At 41.5% G+C, this 18,466-nt stretch carries 12 protein-coding genes; 4 read left to right on the top strand and 8 right to left on the bottom strand.

What is annotated here, in order from left to right; translation table 11 throughout:
- Positions 1–12 precede the first annotated feature (12 nt).
- The 4 genes from JOD18_RS12890 (at position 13) to JOD18_RS12875 (ending at position 9,087) form a co-directional block, all read left to right on the top strand.
- On the top strand, positions 13–1,644 hold the full coding sequence (locus JOD18_RS12890; RefSeq protein ID WP_204669450.1) for an extracellular solute-binding protein: 1,632 nt from the start codon (positions 13–15) through the stop codon (positions 1,642–1,644).
- A gap of 81 nt (positions 1,645–1,725) precedes the next feature.
- A complete protein-coding gene (locus tag JOD18_RS12885) occupies positions 1,726–3,774 on the top strand; it encodes a glutaminase family protein (protein WP_204669449.1) in 2,049 nt (682 codons plus the stop codon).
- A complete protein-coding gene (locus JOD18_RS12880; protein ID WP_204669448.1) occupies positions 3,767–5,932 on the top strand; it encodes a hypothetical protein in 2,166 nt (721 codons plus the stop codon). The genes JOD18_RS12885 and JOD18_RS12880 overlap by 8 nt, the downstream gene beginning before the upstream one ends.
- 152 nt (positions 5,933–6,084) lie before the next feature.
- Positions 6,085–9,087, top strand: coding sequence for an alpha-mannosidase (locus tag JOD18_RS12875; RefSeq protein ID WP_204669447.1), 3,003 nt, complete (start codon positions 6,085–6,087; stop codon positions 9,085–9,087).
- A 92-nt stretch (positions 9,088–9,179) separates the two neighbouring features.
- On the opposite strand, the gene JOD18_RS25025 is transcribed toward JOD18_RS12875, so the two are convergent.
- The 8 genes from JOD18_RS25025 to JOD18_RS12840 form a co-directional block, all read right to left on the bottom strand.
- The gene (locus tag JOD18_RS25025; RefSeq protein WP_420827804.1) at positions 9,180–9,290 is read right to left on the bottom strand and encodes a hypothetical protein; all 111 of its coding nucleotides are present in this window, start codon (positions 9,288–9,290) and stop codon (positions 9,180–9,182) included.
- Between the two features lie 576 nt (positions 9,291–9,866).
- Positions 9,867–10,508: a YesL family protein gene (locus JOD18_RS12870; protein ID WP_204669446.1), complete on the bottom strand. Its 642-nt coding sequence runs from the start codon at positions 10,506–10,508 to the stop codon at positions 9,867–9,869.
- 112 nt (positions 10,509–10,620) lie between these two features.
- Positions 10,621–12,762: a Sip1-related alpha-galactosidase gene (locus JOD18_RS12865; protein ID WP_204669445.1), complete on the bottom strand. Its 2,142-nt coding sequence runs from the start codon at positions 12,760–12,762 to the stop codon at positions 10,621–10,623.
- Positions 12,755–14,050: an amidohydrolase family protein gene (locus tag JOD18_RS12860; RefSeq protein ID WP_204669444.1), complete on the bottom strand. Its 1,296-nt coding sequence runs from the start codon at positions 14,048–14,050 to the stop codon at positions 12,755–12,757. Before JOD18_RS12860 ends, JOD18_RS12865 begins: the two co-directional genes overlap by 8 nt.
- A gap of 69 nt (positions 14,051–14,119) precedes the next feature.
- Positions 14,120–15,430 (bottom strand): ABC transporter substrate-binding protein, encoded by a 1,311-nt coding sequence (locus JOD18_RS12855; protein ID WP_204669443.1) that lies wholly within the window; start codon positions 15,428–15,430, stop codon positions 14,120–14,122.
- Positions 15,431–15,529: 99 nt separating this feature from the next.
- Entirely contained in the window at positions 15,530–16,417 is an 888-nt protein-coding gene (locus JOD18_RS12850) for a carbohydrate ABC transporter permease (protein ID WP_338029538.1), read from the bottom strand.
- Between the two features lie 4 nt (positions 16,418–16,421).
- A complete protein-coding gene (locus tag JOD18_RS12845) occupies positions 16,422–17,309 on the bottom strand; it encodes a carbohydrate ABC transporter permease (RefSeq protein WP_204669442.1) in 888 nt (295 codons plus the stop codon).
- Positions 17,310–17,330: 21 nt separating this feature from the next.
- Positions 17,331–18,335 (bottom strand): LacI family DNA-binding transcriptional regulator, encoded by a 1,005-nt coding sequence (locus tag JOD18_RS12840; protein ID WP_204669441.1) that lies wholly within the window; start codon positions 18,333–18,335, stop codon positions 17,331–17,333.
- Between the last annotated feature and the right edge of the window lie 131 nt (positions 18,336–18,466).

The following is an 18,466-nucleotide window of genomic DNA, read 5'->3' as shown; positions in this document are numbered from 1 at the left end:
GGAGGAATAAAAATGAAACAAAAATTGCTGGTATTTCTTATGATTGTAATCAGTTTTACTCTTTTAGCTGCATGCAGTAATGAGGGCAGTTCAGGCGAAGGTGACGGAGAAGTTACCTTAAAGGTATTACACAACTGGAATGGATCTGGAGGCGGTGCCCCGGAAGATCCTGTTAATAACCCTGTCGCAGAGAAAATCAGAGAAGAAACAGGAGTTACATTGGATATTGAATATACCAATGGCAGTGAAGTCGATAAGTTAACACAAGTATTAGCAACTGGAGAATTCCCAGATGTTTATATTGGACCTGCCTGGGGGAAAGAAGCTGAATTACTGCTGGAGGCGGCTAATGATGGTCTCTTGCATGATTTAACACCATATATCGAAGAGCACGAAAGACTAGCTGAGGTACTTAAGGAAGAAAACATGTCTGTATCTTTGTACAATGATATCATCAGCCAGCAGCAAGGCGGGCAATTCATACTCCATTCGATGTTTCCCGCAACAGAGGATGATATTGTAGATTGGCTCTATGGATTATATGTCAATAAAGACATCGCCGATGAGGTTGGTATTGATCCCAACTCTGTACAAACACCAGATGATTTATACAACTTCCTGAAAGCGGTTAAAGAAGGCGGTTTTGAAACAAATGGCAATGAGGTGTTTCCATTAGGAGCATATGATAACGGCTGGCCGCTGGATATTACCTCTGAAATGTTTGTACCTGTTGCTGGGGCAGGAAGCTGGTTTATCGATGAGGAAGGCAATGCCAGATATAATTTTATGACCGAAGAATATGAAGAATGGGTACTATTTATGCGGAAATTAATGCATGAAGGATTACTTGATCCAGAGGTATTTTCCCATACTGGTACGATTGCCAGGGAAAAAATATCGCAAGGCCGATATGCCGTCATGCCAAACCAATTTAACGGCATGTGGAATGACACGAAGCAAGGCGGCTTAGAAGAGAACTATGTGCCTTTAGGACCAATGGAAGACTTTAACGGTGACCGCTATCGTACCGAATTTAATGTGCAGGGCAGTCAATTGATCGCAATTTTTGCCGATGCCTCTGAAGAAAAGCTAGAAGCATTTGTTAAGCTTTTTGATTACCTGTCAAGTGACGAAGGATACATGCTCGCCAAATTCGGTGTGGAGGGAGAACATTATGACCTGGAGGATGGCGAAGTAGTAGCTAAAGAGGAAGCTGTAGAAAAAATCAATGATGGCACCTTGAAGGATGAAGGCATTGATACCGCATTTTTAACACTTACCGGACTGGATCGAGAAAGCTCATTAGGCGGCGGACCCTTCGGACATCAAGTGAATAAGCAATACCAAGCGAAACAAGAATTTATGGAAATATTCCGGCAAGATGGTGTTAATGCTGCAACCGGCCTAGATCCTTATGCAGTATTGAAGAATCATCCTAATTTCGCACAAATCGAACCAGTTACGACGGTTATGGGAGATGTTGTTCAACAAGCCATTCACTCCAGTACAGATGAAGAAGCACTCAGCATTATTAATGAAACCCGTGAGGCCCTTCGTAATGCTGGTATAGAAGAAGTTGCGGCGGAAATTACCGAGCAGGCAAAGAGCGGCACAGAATTTATGCGTTACCGTACCTCCAACTAGTAACACGTCATACAAGTCCCTTCTGTAACGAAGGGACTTTCAATCAATACAACAACTTTTACAAATTCGAGTTCTAAAAGATTGGATGTGATTAGACCACCAGCTGTTCCTTTATTAACAGTAGATCCTTATTTCAATGTGTGGAGCAGTAATGATCATCTTTATGACGACCACACGCACCATTGGACATACAATGCAGGCGGAACAACGGGTATCCATGGGATGACAGGAATGATCCGTGTGGACGGTAAAGCATACCGCTTTATGGGTAAACTAGCTACAAACGAAAATGATCAGGAATTAGATCATTTAGAACAAATACAGCTGACCGTCCATCCATTAACTACTATCTACGTGTTTGAAGGGGCTGGAATCACCCTTCAAGTGGAATTTATGACTCCACTTCTGTTGGATAAATTGGATGTGCTATCCAGGCCAGCCTCTTATATCACGTTTGAAGTATGGGCAAATGATCAGGTTCAGCATGATGTGCAGATTTATATGGATGTGACAGGCGAATGGTGTGTACATGATACCAAACAAGAAGTAAGCTGGGCCAGATACACACTAGCAAATGATCGAACCGTGATGAAAATGGGCTCCCATGATCAGCCTGTATTAAAACGTAAAGGAGATGATACACGAATTGACTGGGGCTATCTGCATGTATTGCCCCCTGCTGACCATAGCGATTCAGTAATTGCCTCTAGCGCTGTCCGACAGAAATGGGCAGCAAACGGCGTCTTGCCCGATATAGATGACGAGCATATGCCTCGCAGCGCAGAGAAGAACTGTCCTGTAATGGCAGCTGTGATCAACTATGGTACAGTCGATCAAGACAAGCAATCCAATTATCTAGTACTTGCATATAATGATATTTTTTCGATTGAGTATTTTCATCAACCTCTGCCGGGATATTGGAAAAGAAACGGACAAGAAATAGATGAGATATTGCAGGCAGCCGCAGCTGAATATCCAGCACTCAGACAGGAATGTGCGGTATTTGACCAACAGCTGAACCAGCAAACAACCGCTGCCGGCGGTGCCGCTTACCGGGATATCACTGCTCTGGCATACCGGCAGGCAATTGCAGCTCATAAGCTTGTACTGGATAATCAGCAACATATCTTATTTCTATCCAAGGAAAATAACAGTAATGGATGTGTGGGTACGGTTGATATAAGCTATCCATCTACCCCGCTGTTTCTTCTTTATAACCCGGAACTGGTAAAAGGTATGATGCGCCCTATTTTTCGTTTTGCACGTTCAGAGGAATGGCCTTTTGACTTTGCTCCTCATGATGTTGGCTGCTACCCGATTGCCAATGGACAGGTTTATGGCGATAACAAGTTCGAAAATCAGATGCCTATTGAAGAAAGCGGCAATATGTTAGTGATGATGGCAGCTATCTGTTTAGCGGAGGACAAGATCGATTTCGCTCAGGAAAATTGGGATTTACTAACACTATGGGCTCAATACTTAAAAAATAATGGCTTGGATCCAAAGCAGCAGCTGTGCACAGACGACTTTGCCGGCCACCTCGCCCATAATACCAATTTGTCCATCAAAGCCATTATGGGCATAGCCAGTTATGGTTTGTTATGCGGATGGATAGGTAAACAAGAGGAAAAGAAACAATGGCTGGACCAGGCTCAGCAGATGGCCAAGGAATGGGAACAGATGGCGCTAGATAACGACCATTACCGTCTGACATTTAACCAGCCAGATACATGGAGTTTGAAGTATAACTTAATTTGGGATGATATTTTCTCGTTACACTTATTTTCTGAAGACGTTAAACAAAAAGAAGTAAACTATTATATCTCACAACAGAATCGCTATGGAACACCGTTAGACAGCCGGGAAACCTATACAAAAGCAGATTGGCTGGTATGGGCAGCGGCATTAGCGGAACAGAGAGAAGATACACTCTCCTTAATAGAACCACTTTGGCGTTTCTTACACGAGACTCCAGATCGTGTACCATTTTCAGACTGGTATGATACAAAAACAGCCAAACGGTTAAACTTTAAAAACAGATCAGTAGTAGGCGGCGTATATATACTGTTACTTTTGCAATCAGATTGGAACACCAATAACCATATATGTCTGGAGGAGAACCATGTATAGTACAAACAGATCGGAAGAAAAAACAGGTTTTCAAGAAAGCGCACCCTACCAGCCCACGATTGACTTACAAACAGATTTTGTAATGGTTTATGGAATAGATGATTCCATGCCCAAAAGGATTAAGGAATGGAAACAAAGGGGCTATGTCATCCACTTGATGACAGGGGTAGCTTGGGGAGAATACCAACATTATTTATACGGCAAAGTAGATGGACAAAACCACTGGGATGAAGCACAAAAAAACAGAATGGGCGAAATAATCAGTCATGGAGAAGATGTGCCATATATGGTACCAACGATTTCGTATACCAACTTCTTAACACAAAGGATCAAAAAGGCAGTTGATGCCGGTGTTGAAGCAATTCATCTGGAAGAACCGGAATTTTGGGTCGAGGGCGGTTATTCGGAAGCCTTTAAAAGGGAGTGGCAAATTTATTATAAAGAACCTTGGATACCACCTCATGCATCTGTAGATGCACAATACCGGGCTTCCAAATTAAAAGCCTTTCTGTATAAGCGCTGCTTGGACCGGTTGTGTACAGAACTGAAGGATTATGCGTTGACAACTTACAATCGTGAAATCCGTTTTTACGTGCCTACCCACAGCTTAATTAATTATACGCAGTGGCGGATAATCAGCCCGCAGTCCCAGTTGCTGGATTTACCAACAGTCGATGGCTATATCGCCCAGGTATGGACAGGAACTGCGCGAACACCAAACGTGTACAAAGGAATAACTAAAGAAAGAACCTTTGAAACGGCCTATTTAGAATATGGCATTATGCAGGAACTTACTCGCGGGACTGATCGAAGAATTTGGTTCTTACATGACCCAATTGAAGATAACCCTAACTATGACTGGGATGATTACAAGACTAACTATATCAAAACATTGACGGCATCGCTGTTTCATCCCAATGTATGTCATTATGAAATATCCCCTTGGCCAAATCGTATTTTTAATAAGTCTTATCCGAAAAAAGATGGAAATGGCAAGGAGTCTATTCCAGAAAGCTATGCCACTAGCTTACTGGTTATTATGAACAGCTTAAGGGACTTGCAGCAGGATGTCGTCGAATGGGATGGAAACGCAGATACGATCGGCGTATTTCTTTCTGATACTGCCATGTTTCAGCGAAACCCGCTAGATATTCCTACAGAAGACGAGGCACAGCGGTATGATGGAACGGAAAAGGAAATGCTGAAAAGCGACAAATCGAAGGAATTACTGCACTGGTCTGATTTCTACGGCTTAACACTGCCGCTTCTGAAGTCAGGTATACCAGTCAGACCAGTTCAATTAGATAATGTCCGACGCTTCCCTTCTTATCTGGAACCTTATCATACATTGATTTTAAGCTATGAATTTATGAAACCGGAATCACCAGATATTCACCTTGGCTTAAGTAAATGGGTACAGGATGGCGGCTGTTTAATTTATGTTGGCGATGGCAGTGATACATATCATCAAGCAAAGGATTGGTGGAATACAAATGAAAAAACATATGCCAATCCGGCAGCACATCTATTTGAAGTCTTAGGTATTGACCCACAAGCCAAGCAGGATATGTATCAAATAGGTGAAGGGATCGTTCATATACTGCCTAAGAGCCCTAAAGAATTTGCTCAAAGCGCGCAATTGGCCGAACAATTAAAAGAGACAGTGAAACGAACAAAGGCAGCAGGAAAGCAAGCTGATCAGTGGAAAGAAAAAAATTATCTGTCACTGCGGAGGGGACCTTATATAATCAGCGCCGTGATGGATGAATCGGTTTCTGAAGAACCTTTGCAGCTGGATGGTTTATACGTGAATTTATTGGAGGCTGGTTTGGCGATTCAAGAAAAGGTTCGCGTATTCCCTGGCGAGCAGTCATTTATCTATGATTTGAATGCTCAGCAAGAAAAGCATGCATTTGAAATCATTGCAGCCTCTTCCCGAATTGAAGCAAGCGAAAGGAAGTCATATGATTTCTCCTTTTTAGCCAAGGGACCGCTGAATGTACCAGGAGTATGCAGAATAAGGTGTCCCCAAAAGCCTAAGGAAATTTCTCTTGCAGGACAGCAAGCGAAGAACTTGGAATGGGATGCAAGAAGCCATACACTATTGCTTCATTATGACAATCATCCAGATGGTGTCAGGTGTCACATCAAGCTGTGAATACAAAGTGAACGTTAGTTGCATCAATCGGGCCGTTACTGGCTGTTGGATCTCCCACTTAGAAATGAGGTGTTCCCTTATTTCTTGAAGTGGGAGGCTTACAACCAGTTACACTGCGAGAAACTTAACTACAGAAAGTCGGAGGGTCAGGAATGCCATACGAAAAAATAAAGCCAGATAAATTACACAAGATGAAAGCCTTTATCGCAGACAAGATCTATGAACAGCTTATTCCTCTAAAAGTAGAAGCTTGGGTAACCAAAGAACCTGTTCTATTTGAAGAAAGAGAGCAAGGAACCTATCTTTCCTTGTCTGCTGGTGATAAATGGGGAGAGCTCTGGGACTGTGCCTGGTTCCATTTTACAGGAACCGTCCCGACAGCTGCAAAAGGGCAAAAAATCGTTTTGCTCATCGATATCAATGGTGAATTATGTTTAGTAGATCAAAAAGGCACGCCTTTGCAAGGCTTAACCAATGTGAATTCAGAGTTTGAATTAGCATTAGGGAAACCTGGAAAAAGAGTGGTTGAAATCACTGACCATGCCTTAGGGACAGAGGAAATTTCTCTATGGGCCGATGCCGGTTGTAATGACTTATTTGGCCATTACAGATCCGGCACGCTCAAAGAAGCAGTGATTGCCAGCTGTAATGAGGAAGTGCGATCACTGTACTATGATGTTGAAGTACTGCTGGAGTTGGCTGAACAATTGGAAGATGACTCTGTTAGAAAAGCGAGAATTCTGCAGGCGCTTTACGAGACTTCGCTGTTGCTGACAGATTGGTCTGATACAACAATAAGTAATGCCCGTGAGATACTGGCAGTACCTTTAAGCAAGCAAAACGGCGATGCTGAACTTACCATCAGCGCGATTGGTCACGCCCATATTGATTTGGCCTGGCTGTGGCCGATACGAGAAACGATTCGCAAAGGGGCAAGAACCTTTGCGACCGTGCTTCGCAATATGGAAAAATATCCAGACTATATGTTTGGTGCAAGTCAGCCCCAATTATATCAATGGATGAAAGACTACTATCCAACGCTATATGAACAAATTAAACAACGAATTGCTGAAGGCCGCTGGGAAGTTCAAGGCGCTATGTGGGTGGAACCGGATTCCAATATTCCGAATGGAGAATCTTTTATTCGACAAGTATTACATGGAAAAAAATTCTTTGCCGATGAATTTGGCAAAGAAGTCCGAACGTTGTGGGTGCCCGATATTTTCGGCTACTCCCCTGTCCTGCCGCAAATTTTGAAGCAGTCCAATGTGGACTATGTGATGACACAAAAATTGTCATGGAGTGAATATAACGATCATCCGCACCATACCTTTTTTTGGCAAGGTATTGATGGAAGCAAGGTGCTGACCCACCTGCCTCCTGAAGATACGTATAACAGCCCTGCTGCTCCAAGATCGATTAAGAAAATAGAGCGCGAATATTACGACAAGAATATCTCAGAGCATAGTTTAATGCTGTTTGGCATTGGAGATGGAGGCGGTGGCCCAGGTGAAGAGCATTTAGAACGGCTGCAACGCGAAAAAAATCTGCTGGGGCTGGCACCAGTTGTACAGGAAACATCGATCCAATTCTTCGACAAACTGGCGGAAGCTTCTAATAAGTATAAAACATGGGTTGGGGAGCTTTATTTGGAGAAGCATCAAGGAACCCTAACATCACAGGCACGAAACAAACGCTTTAACCGTTTCATTGAAATAGCCTTACGCGAATTAGAATTTGCAGCCGCCTTAACAATGATCAAGGGAGTAAAAGAGTATCCTGCCGCTGAGCTAGAGACCATCTGGAAGGAAGTGATGCTGTATCAATTTCACGATATCCTTCCCGGCTCCTCGATCGGCCGTGTCTATGATGAGTCATTGGAACGCTATCAAATCATTCTCGATCGATTAGAAGAAATGATCGCCGAACACTACCAAGCTCTAAGCGAGCATTTGGGACTGTCTGGGTTGACCCTGTTTAATTCCCTGCCATGGTCAAGACAGGAATGGGTAGAAGCTAGCGGAACATGGAAAAAAATAGTCGTACCGCCAATGGGATATCTCCCGCTACAGAAAACAGATCAGGCGCAATATATACAGGAAGTACAACCATTACGAGCGGCACCAGACCTGCTGGAAAATGATCTGCTTAAAGTTTCTTTTCATAAAGACGGCACCATTCGCTCAATATATGATAAGGAAAACCAGCGGGAAACCATTGCCCCTTATGCTTCCGCCAACCGATTGACCGTCTATCATGATCATGGCGATGCCTGGGATTTCCCAGCAGACTATCGATCAGCGGCCAAGATGTATCCCGTGCTTGATCATGTTCAAGCCAAGGTTGCTGGACCACATGCGACCGTTACCCAAGTCTATCAATTTGGCCATTCGACCATCGAACAATCGATTAATCTAACGTTATCAAGCAGACGGCTTGATTTTAAGACAAAGGTAGATTGGCAGGAAGCGAACAAAATGCTGAGAACTTCGTTTCCACTCCATGTCAAAAGTGAGCATGTACATTGTGATATCCAATTTGGTTATATCAAACGCACCACCCATCGTAACACATCATGGGATGCTGCCAAGGATGAAATTAGCGCCCATCATTGGATCGATTTATCGGAACCGAACTATGGTGTGGCTTTGTTAAATGATTGTAAGTACGGTCATCGCGCAGAAGGAAATGAGCTGGATATTAATCTATTGCGAAGTTCAGCCAGCCCTGATCCTGAGGCTGACCGGGCTGAGCATGAGTTTACTTACAGTTTCTATCCGCATAAAGGAGATTTTATCGCTGGGAACGTCTATAAGGAAGGATACGAGTTAAACATACCAATTCGTTCCGTCAAACAGACGGTGACGAACAAGGACAATTGTGGACAGAATACCTCTGCCTCTTTTGTCCAGCTTATTGGAGATCGTGTTATGTTAGGCTCCTTGAAAAAGGCAGAAATGGATGATGATATCATTATCCGATTATATGAAACATCTGGCAGTCATTCACAGGCAAAGCTAATCCTTCATTTTGATGTTCAGGAAATCGTGGAAACAAATTTGTTAGAGCAGAAAAAACAAGTCATTGATCTGGATAACCCCATCCCTTTTGATCCATTTGAGATTAAAACCTTTAAACTAAAATGGAAAGCATAGTTATTACAAATATCGCAGTCCCCTTTTTGTCGGAAAAAATGAGGAAGATAATAGAGCACAGTAAAGCCTTGCGGAGGCTTTACTGTTTTATTTTACGCCAGTACTAGCTTTTCTTCGCTACAAATAAAATATTCCGGATGCTCCAGCAGGCAGTTTATTAACCATTTGCCTAAACCCTTTCCCCGATAATCCTCTTCGATCACGACATCTAGTATCTAAGAGAAGACTGCTTTGTCTGTCACAACTCTGGCAAAACCAATTTGTTGTTCACTCATACAGTCCAAAGGCTAGAGAATGATCAATACTCTTCTCTATTTCCGCTTTTGTCCTGTCAGCTGCCTAATAAGTAGCTGACAATAACTGTACAACTGTTGGAATATGAAGCCTCTCTCTACTGTCACTTACAATATACACTTCTTTGTACCATTCCATCGCATTCCTCTTCCCCCTCTGAATTTCCAGTTATTTAATTAATATCTTACCTTTGCTTTAGAAAGGATTCAACTCTGTTTATGACCGCGGAACAGTTAGTATCGTACCAAAATAAAAGAGCCCCTTAACGGAACTCTTTGCAAAATATATCGAATTTTATTTTTTCACGTGGAACATTGTCGTTACAAAAATGGGTTAAATAGAGACATGGATGGTTTTTTTAAAAGATTCAGAAGAGAATACACATGCTTGATAAGCAAAATAACTATTTAAAGGAATAAACCTTTTGAAACCTATTTAGCTTCTTGTAATACAATCTATGCAAGCAAATTACCTGCTAAAAAACGTTACTCAACCTGCTGCGGCTTCCCATTGCCGTTTTGCAGCTTATAAAATGTGGGCAGTGCAATCATTAACCATAAATAACTAATCGCACTGCCCAAGAAAAATAACATCACAATCGGCATCTTGGCCATAAGGAAAAACACACCATACCCGATAATAACCATTAATGTGGCACGAAAAGGAGCCGCAAATGCCATTAACACAGCCATTTTAATATACTGAAACCATTGCAAATCAAAGTGAACATACACAGGAAAAAAATAAACTGCCACTAATAAAAACAAGAAGGCAATCAAATATAGGATTAATTGTACGATCTGCATCATCATGGTTGGCGCAAAATCAAATACAAATACGTCAATATACATAATATAGCCAATCACAGCCATCAGACAGCCTGCACCATTAGCCTTTACAAAGTCACGCCGATAATAATCCCAAAAGGTGGAGAACACAGAAGCGGACAAGTTACCCATCCCCCACTTTCTAATCACGGCAAACATTGCTGCTGTCGCAGGAAAGAAGCCAAATACCAGTAAACCGGCAAGTGTAAAACCAATCCATAATAGATTTAAATAAGCCAACCGTGAAAACCATTCGGCGAAACGGACAAGTCCATTTTTCCATCCCTGTGTTTTCTTCATACTCTGACTCCCTTTTATCATGCTAGATTTATCATTTTTACCCATCATGCAGGATAAGATGTGTTACTCCCGCACTCTTTATCCCGGTACACCAGCTATCCACGAGCCCTTGCTATATACTAATCTCTATCAATAACGGAGATGGTGTGGAAGGACAATCTATCACACAGATGGAAGGATCTGATCCCAACTGGGTGACTGCCGCTTTTTCTCCATTAACCAAGACATTGACAGGCTTCGACTCTGTGGCAAAGGCAAATCGCCCGCCTTCACGCAATTGCACCACCAATCTATCTTCTGATCTGTATAATATCTGATAGCTGTCTGTCGGAATATATTTTTCTATTAAACCGATTGGAATGATGGACTGTTTTGGTATAAAGATATATAATCCATATTCTTCATGGTTTAATGAAATCGGTTTGGTCTCCTCTATTTTCATTATCTCACTAGTTTGGTTGAAATAATCATACACCATATATTCTGAGGCAGTCATTCCTTCGATGTCGCTAGGACTAATCGTTCCCGTAACCATTTCATTCGAATGATGTATATGAAAAACAGCTAACACACCAGCCCCATTATTTTTGTTCCAAACTTTCATCGGTACGAGTGTATTGACAGGATCGACCATTAATGTGTCAGCTGTTGGTTTTCCAGGCTGGTCACAACGAATAATCCGGCCATCCTTATAAATAAGCGGGCGCAACAAATCTGCATCTGTTTGGCCAACTCGGTCACTGGTATAAATGGGACCGCCGCTAATTGCCCTCAATAATGCATGTCGCTTGGCATCGCGGTGGATCGTCCAGAACATATCCCAATCCCCGTAATACAGTTCTCCATGATAAAAAGAGTTATATACATTCTGCAAAGCATGTTCCGCAAAGCCATATTCCTGCACATCTGGTACAAAGTCATCACTGCTCCTTGATACAGCGGAAATAGGGCGATTATACACATTCTCCTGCGCCATGCCCATACAGTTAATGATGCAATGATCAAAGTGGATACCCACTGAGGCCTCTATTGCCTTATGTGTTTCCACCGAAGCTTCTCCTATGGCCATATGTTCTCTTAAGAAGTTATTGATCCCACTTTGTCCATCCACTTTAACAAAATCGATACCTTGCTGTTCTAAAAAATGATGCCATGTCTCCCAAAAACCATAGCCTTTTGCTTTATCCGGATAAGGAACTAACCGGCCGCTATTGGTTTTCAAAAGATGCGAGGCCATTTCCAAAGCTAGCGGACTTCCAGGATCAACCCCACCCCAATAACCTGCTAGGGTATGCCAGACACCGATAGAATCAATATCATAAGTTTCCTTCAATTCCTTTGTAAGTGACTTAAATCCATTTGGAAATTTGGCTGGATCAGGTTCAAATGAACGTAACCTTTGATCATTAACTTGTGACCAGCCATCATCAATCATCAGCCATTTTACCGGTATGTCTTTATCTTTCAGCTCCATCACTTTATTGCGTATACCATCTTCGTTCACTTCTTGATAAAAAGCATCCCAGCTGCACCAGCCTAAATAATCTAAGCGTTCAGGATAGCGTTTGTCAGCGATAGCTTTACCATTTCCCGTTAATTCGAGTACTCGTTTAGTAATATTTCGGGACAACGCAAATGGATTATCTCCTTTGGCTAAGACGAACGCTAATGACTTAGCCTGTGTTCTCCCGCCATCATAGGAAGAAAGCTCCATCTGAAAGCCTGTCGCCGCACCCGTCAGCTCTGTTTTAAATGTGGAGTCTGCGACCGGCAATAGTTGATAAAACTCATGCCCGCATTCCCATAATAAAGATTGTGTTCTGTCCGGTAATGCTGCTAAATCATGACCAAAATAAGGACGAGTCCACCAGTCTTTATGACGATAGTGTGCTACTAGATTGGTCATATCCACTAACTGATCGACCTTAATAATGATGCTCTTTTCTGAAGTCAAATAATCATGATAGCCTTGAGGTCTATCATTATGAACCACTGCCTCCACATAGGCATGAACATAAGAGGCATAACAATGGACAACAAACGTGAAATCAATCTTCTCCTCTTGCTTGTAGACATACTTCATCTGCTGATACTCTCCAAACCGATCTTGTTTGTATTCTGTGGATACCTCAGCCAAATCTAAGTTTATGGTGCCTAATGCATCAACTTGAACTTGGAAATGAATCTGATCCAAGATACTTTTTTGATTATTCAAGAGTTCCAGCCGCTCGCCCTTCTCTGCAATACTAAACATCATTTTCCTCCTTCTCTAAAGAAATCGGGTCCAGTTCTAATTGATATAATTCAATCAGATTGTTTCTAAGCACATGATTGGCAAATTCACAAGCTTCCTTGACTGTCATATCGCCCAGTTCCACTTTAGCTGTCAACGCCTCGGTAAGAATTCTCCGAGCCAGCTTTGCATGTGCATAAGTACCCTCCACTTGGCTATAATCTCCACCAAAGCCTAATATTTTTGATTGTGGCACCATTTCAATCATCTGCATCAGCATTTGCTTAGTAGCTGTTGGTGACAGAATGTAACACCAAGTTAAATCGGCATAGGCATTCGGAAAATTTTTCACAATCGATAAGTACTCATTATAATAAGGATAGCCGCCATGCAGAAGAACAAATTTCGCTTGGCTGTACTCTAATAAAAGCGGAATCAAATCAGTAACTTGCGAATGAGTCAGGATGTTGCCATTTCCAGATACGCTTGGTTCTTGATGTCCTGTGTGGATTTGAATCGGTAACTCATGCTTGATCGATGCTTGTATGACTCGATGAATCATATAGTCCTGTAAAGGCTTGGCCTCTTCCTGTGGAATCCACTCCCCTAAATGATTTGCTTTTATTTTATTAAATGCTTGTGCAGCTGCTTCTTTTGTTGGTTTTTCCACAGCAAGGGTCCGCCAATATGCTGCCCCAATTTTGGTTGCAACCATCCCTTCATTAACATATCGTTCGATTAATGTATCCATAGCTGATACAAGGTCATCCAATTCATAAATAGTCATATCAGCTTCTTTTTCTAGATTAATTATTTCTTGTAATGTTCGCAGCTTAAACACATGATCCGTCCACATAACCGGTCTAAACAGCTCAAAGTCAACCTTTGTAGTAAAAATCAAGGTAAAGGCTAAATCGATCCCTGCCTTTTCCTTTAAAATCTTATGATAGAGTAACGGATCTTGAGAGGCCTGTTTCACCTGTTCGTTCAGATGGCAGATTCCGTCTACTGTCCAGTCTTTCATTCCATATATATCTTCTACCGCCCAGCGCAGCATTTGTGCATAGGTTGTATTTTTGGTTTTTACCCAGTACTTCAGAAATACTGCCGCCTTCTCTCGATCGGACATTTGATTTTTCTTCTTATCAAAGAAAGCCGAATCGATTCCAGCAGTAATCAAATCAGATTGCAAATAATGTAATAGATCGAAGAAATCACTATTCATTTTTTGGCGGTCCTTTTGAGGGATGAGGTGTTCATGACCATCAATCAACTTGATGTTATTTATATGTTGGGCAATAATACTCATAGTCCATCTCCTTTAGCAGATCGGCGACTGCTTGCATGAGCAGTCGCCATTGGCAATAATGAAGCTCAGCTACTCTACGTCAACATTTGGATATCCATTCTTGACGGAATCCTTAAACTTGCTGAGTACGGTATCATAATCTTGGCCATTATCTACAGCTTCTGCTGCAGCATCGTACCATAACGCACTTATTTCCTCGTTATTTTCGGTCGCTTTTACGGCTGGAATCTCCATGACTTGTTCTTTATACGTATCTAGTATTTTTTGGTCTCCAAAGAATTCATGTGTAAATGAATCTCCGTTCTCATCATAGATGGTTGTAAGTGCAGGCATATTCCCTGTCTCTTCCAGGTTGTACTGCTGCCATTCTTCACTTGCAATAAATTTAATAAACTCATAGGCTAAATCTTTGTTTTCAGAACCTTCGTACACAGCTCGATACGTACCGCCATCATAGTAGCCGCTTGGTGTCTGTGCCAAGCCATATTTACCGTTTGCTTGTCCATCATCATTACCGACCATGAAACCTGCCCATGCTGGGTTGGCGAACATGATAACACCGCCTTCATTTAGTGCGTCTCCCCATCCAGCTGAGAAATAGCCAAGTTTCGCATCGACACCTTCCTCTCTAATCTGTTTCATGTTATTAAAGACGGTCTCCCATTCTGGATCAATAACTAGTGTATCGTCTTGTACCCATAGCTCTTGGTTTGCTTTTTCCGTATTAAATACATCACCAAAATGAGAAATTAACTGTACATCGCCATTGCTATCTGCTGCTACCTGCTTGCCTAACTCAATAATGTCATCCCACGTACTAACCATTGCAGAAACCTCGTCAGGGTCGGATGTTCCTAAGTATTCCTCTGCCAAATCACGATGGTACCAGAATGCACCTGGAGACGAGTGATCAGATATGGCACGAACGGAACCATCCTCTCCAACCCCCAGCTCTTTGACATATGGTACATAGTCTTCCACCAATTCATCTGCACCCATCGCCGATAAATCAGCTACAAAATCTTGATTAATAAATTTGCCCATATATCCTCGCTCGAGATCAAAAATGTCTGGGATATCTGTGCGAGAATTAATCGCATTCATTAATTTCGTTTGATATTGATCACCAGGAAACACACTCACATTAACAGAAACGTTTGGATATTTTTCTTCAAATTGCGCACCCATCTTCTCTACATCACCAAAGAATGTCCAAATTTCCAATTCTCCTTCAAAATCTTCCGGCGCTTTTGCTTCTCCATTTTGGCCTCCCGAGTTATCATTACTTCCTTCTGTATTTTCCGAATCGTTACCACTGCAAGCCGCCAGAACACCTAGGAGTAAAGCCAGAGCTAATAATATACTAAGTTTTTTCATCATTTATTCCCCTTCTTATTTAGAATTCCATGCACTTTATCACTAGCAAACACCGCCTTTGCCTACTGTTCTCACCACCTCCTCGAATATTCCAGCTATTTATTATTCTTTGACAGCACCAGCCATTACATTTCCAATAATCTGTTTAGAAAAGATCGCAAATACAATCATGATCGGAATGATGGAAATCACAATGCCAACATATTGTGCACCATAGTCTACATTGAATTGACTTCTTACACTGGCGATCAGTACTGGCAGTGTCTGAAGCTCTGTATCAAATATTAGAATCATCGGCTGCAAAAACTCATTCCATTTTCCGATAAATTGAAAGATTCCCATGGTTGCTAAGGATGGTGCCATTAACGGTAAACCGATTTTGTGAAATATCGCCAGTTCTCTTGCTCCATCTATTCTGCCTGATTCCAGCATAGCTTGAGGAACCGTGTTATCTGCTACCTGTTTAAAGAAAAACAGAGCAAAGGCATTGCTGATAGATGGTAAAATCAGCGGCCAATACGTATTCAACATCCCCATTTCATTTACTAACCGGAAGAAGCCGATAATCCCTAACTGCCCAGGAACCATCATCGTTGCTAACACGGCTGCGAATAGGAGGCTGTTCCCTTTAAATTGATATTTAGAAAAACCATAACCACTTAGTGCGGAAAAATATAAGCCTAGAATAGTGGAGATAATGGTTATAAATAAACTGTTAAGAAACCCTCTCCAAATCGGAACCACATCAACCAGCCGATTGTAATTATCAAAAAAGTGATCCCCTGGCACTAACAGCAGCTTCCTCGCAATCTCTGAGTTGGCATGAGAGGAGGTAATGATCATACTGTAAAACGGCATTAAACAAATACCAGCTGCAATAATAAGCAATATCCATATGATAGTTCTTACGATTAATGTGTTGCGCTTCTTCTTTTTTATATCTGCCTCTGTCAGACTAGAAGATGATTTGAATCCCTCCGCATTTCGCACTTGATTACGCCTCCTTTTTCTTTCTTACACCTGGAATTAAAAAGGTGATGACCGTAGCAATCGCAATAACCACGAAGGCTCCATAAGCAATCGTCGCGCCATATCCATAGTCATATCTAATAAATGCTGCTTCATACAAATTCATAATCATGGTAAGCGTTGAATCATTCGGTCCTTTACCAATCATTAATGGTGCATCAAAGATTTGCAGCCCACCGATAACTGATGTAATAAGGGTAAAGATTAATACAGGCCTCATTAATGGGAGCGTAATTCTGATGGCCGTTTGGAATTTAGAAGCACCATCGATTTCAGCCGCTTCATATAAATCATGCGGAATAGCTTGTAATCCAGCTAAAAATACCAGCATATTAAAGCCAAAATTCTGGAACATCATTACTCCAGCTACAATAATTCGTGACAACCATACATCATTTAGCCAATAAATAGGTTCACTGATGGCTCCAACTGCTTCCAGTAGTTTATTGATACTCCCTGTCTGCCAATCAAACATTAAGGCAAACATCACCCCTAAGGTGATCGGCGTAATAATATTGGGAAAATAGAAAATGGCATGAAATAAATGTCTGCCCCTAATAAACTTCTCATGCAGCACAAGCGCTAAAGTTAACGCAATCGTCAGCTGAGGTATAATGGAAAAAATCCATATAATTAATGTGTTTCCAATCGATTTAAAAAACAAAGCATCCCCTAATAGTCTTTCATAGTTAGCAAAACCAACAAACGAAGGCTGGTTAAACCCGCTCCAATCCGTAAAACTCAAATAAAAAGAATAGAGGATGGGACCTAGACCAAACACAAAAAAACTAATAAAAAACGGGGCAATAAAGTAATAGCCATGTGGGTTCTTGTTTATTTTATTTTTAAACATGAACACTTTACCTCCTTTGTATCATAAGTTCCTGCATGATTGACGAACGACAAGTTTTGGATCTATCAATATCCTCTGCTCTTGAATGTCCTGCTCACCTTTTAACTTAGCTATTAAACCAGTTGCTGCCTTCTCCCCCATCGGATGAAGCGGCTGCTTTACAGTTGTCAAAGGAGGGTATACCCATTTGGATACCTCAGTATCATCAAAGCCGACAATAGATAAATCCCGCGGAACGTGAAAACCAAGCTCACTAGCATAAAGCAGGGCACCAATGGCCATTTCATCATTAGATGAAACAACAGCTGTAATATCTTTAAATGCCAATAATTCACTCATGGCTTTATGACCGCCAGCTTTCGTCCAATCCGAATCGATAATCCATGACTCCTTATAAGATAAGCCCAATTCTTTTAACGTATTCTCATATCCTTTTTTACGCCAATAACTCGCTGAGAAATGTTCCGGACCATTAATATAGGCTATATTCCTATGGCCAATTCTATATAAATAGTGAACTAGCTCGCTTATTCCTAATTCATTGTTCACATCAACAGAGAAGACCCCGCTGTCGTAATCTGCATCTCCTATCAATACAATAGGGATAGCTAACTTCTTTACTTCATCCAACATTTCTTGGGAACGTTTTAAAAAACTAACAAGAATTAATCCATCTACTTCCCCTTCGTTAGCCAAATCCATAAACCCAAATTCCCCTTGGTAATTGGATGTTCTGCTGTAATAAGCACATCGGTATCCATAGCTGTTTAAAACGCTTTCTATTCCTCGTAATATATCAGCATAGAAAATGTTTGCTATATCATCAACTACAATTCCAATGACTTGTGTGTTGTTTTTGACAAGTCTTCTTGCATTGGCATTCGGATGATAGTTTAACTCTCTAATCGCTCGGTCTAATGCTTCTTTTGTTTCTTTTTTTACCTTGTATCCATTCAGATAGCGGGAAACTGTGCTTTTGGAAGTATTCGCTAATTTGGCAACATCGATTATCGTTGATTTATCCATTCCATATCAATCCTTTCCAGACAATTGGTAACCGCTTACTTACAAATCAATACTTAGAACGGTTCAATGGTTTATATTTATACTGTATTTATCCTTTATTACAGGAAAAGACTGATCTAAAATGGGAACGT

Origin of the sequence: Gracilibacillus alcaliphilus (assembly GCF_016909015.1) — a bacterium.
Taxonomy (GTDB): domain Bacteria; phylum Bacillota; class Bacilli; order Bacillales; family Amphibacillaceae; genus Gracilibacillus; species Gracilibacillus alcaliphilus.
Note: the sequence above shows the minus strand (reverse complement) of the source record. Positions and strands in the feature narration are given on the sequence as shown.

Bases quoted from the DNA above. Each gene is read 5' to 3' on its own strand.
- JOD18_RS12845 (WP_204669442.1), bottom strand. From the start codon at position 17,309: ATGTTTAAAAATAAAATAAACAAGAACCCACATGGCTATTACTTTATT.
- JOD18_RS12870 (WP_204669446.1), bottom strand. From the start codon at position 10,508: ATGAAGAAAACACAGGGATGGAAAAATGGACTTGTCCGTTTCGCCGAA.
- JOD18_RS12855 (WP_204669443.1), bottom strand. From the start codon at position 15,430: ATGATGAAAAAACTTAGTATATTATTAGCTCTGGCTTTACTCCTAGGT.
- JOD18_RS12860 (WP_204669444.1), bottom strand. From the start codon at position 14,050: ATGAGTATTATTGCCCAACATATAAATAACATCAAGTTGATTGATGGT.
- JOD18_RS12865 (WP_204669445.1), bottom strand. From the start codon at position 12,762: ATGTTTAGTATTGCAGAGAAGGGCGAGCGGCTGGAACTCTTGAATAAT.
- JOD18_RS12875 (WP_204669447.1), top strand. From the start codon at position 6,085: ATGCCATACGAAAAAATAAAGCCAGATAAATTACACAAGATGAAAGCC.
- JOD18_RS12880 (WP_204669448.1), top strand. From the start codon at position 3,767: ATGTATAGTACAAACAGATCGGAAGAAAAAACAGGTTTTCAAGAAAGC.
- JOD18_RS12890 (WP_204669450.1), top strand. From the start codon at position 13: ATGAAACAAAAATTGCTGGTATTTCTTATGATTGTAATCAGTTTTACT.
- JOD18_RS12840 (WP_204669441.1), bottom strand. From the start codon at position 18,335: ATGGATAAATCAACGATAATCGATGTTGCCAAATTAGCGAATACTTCC.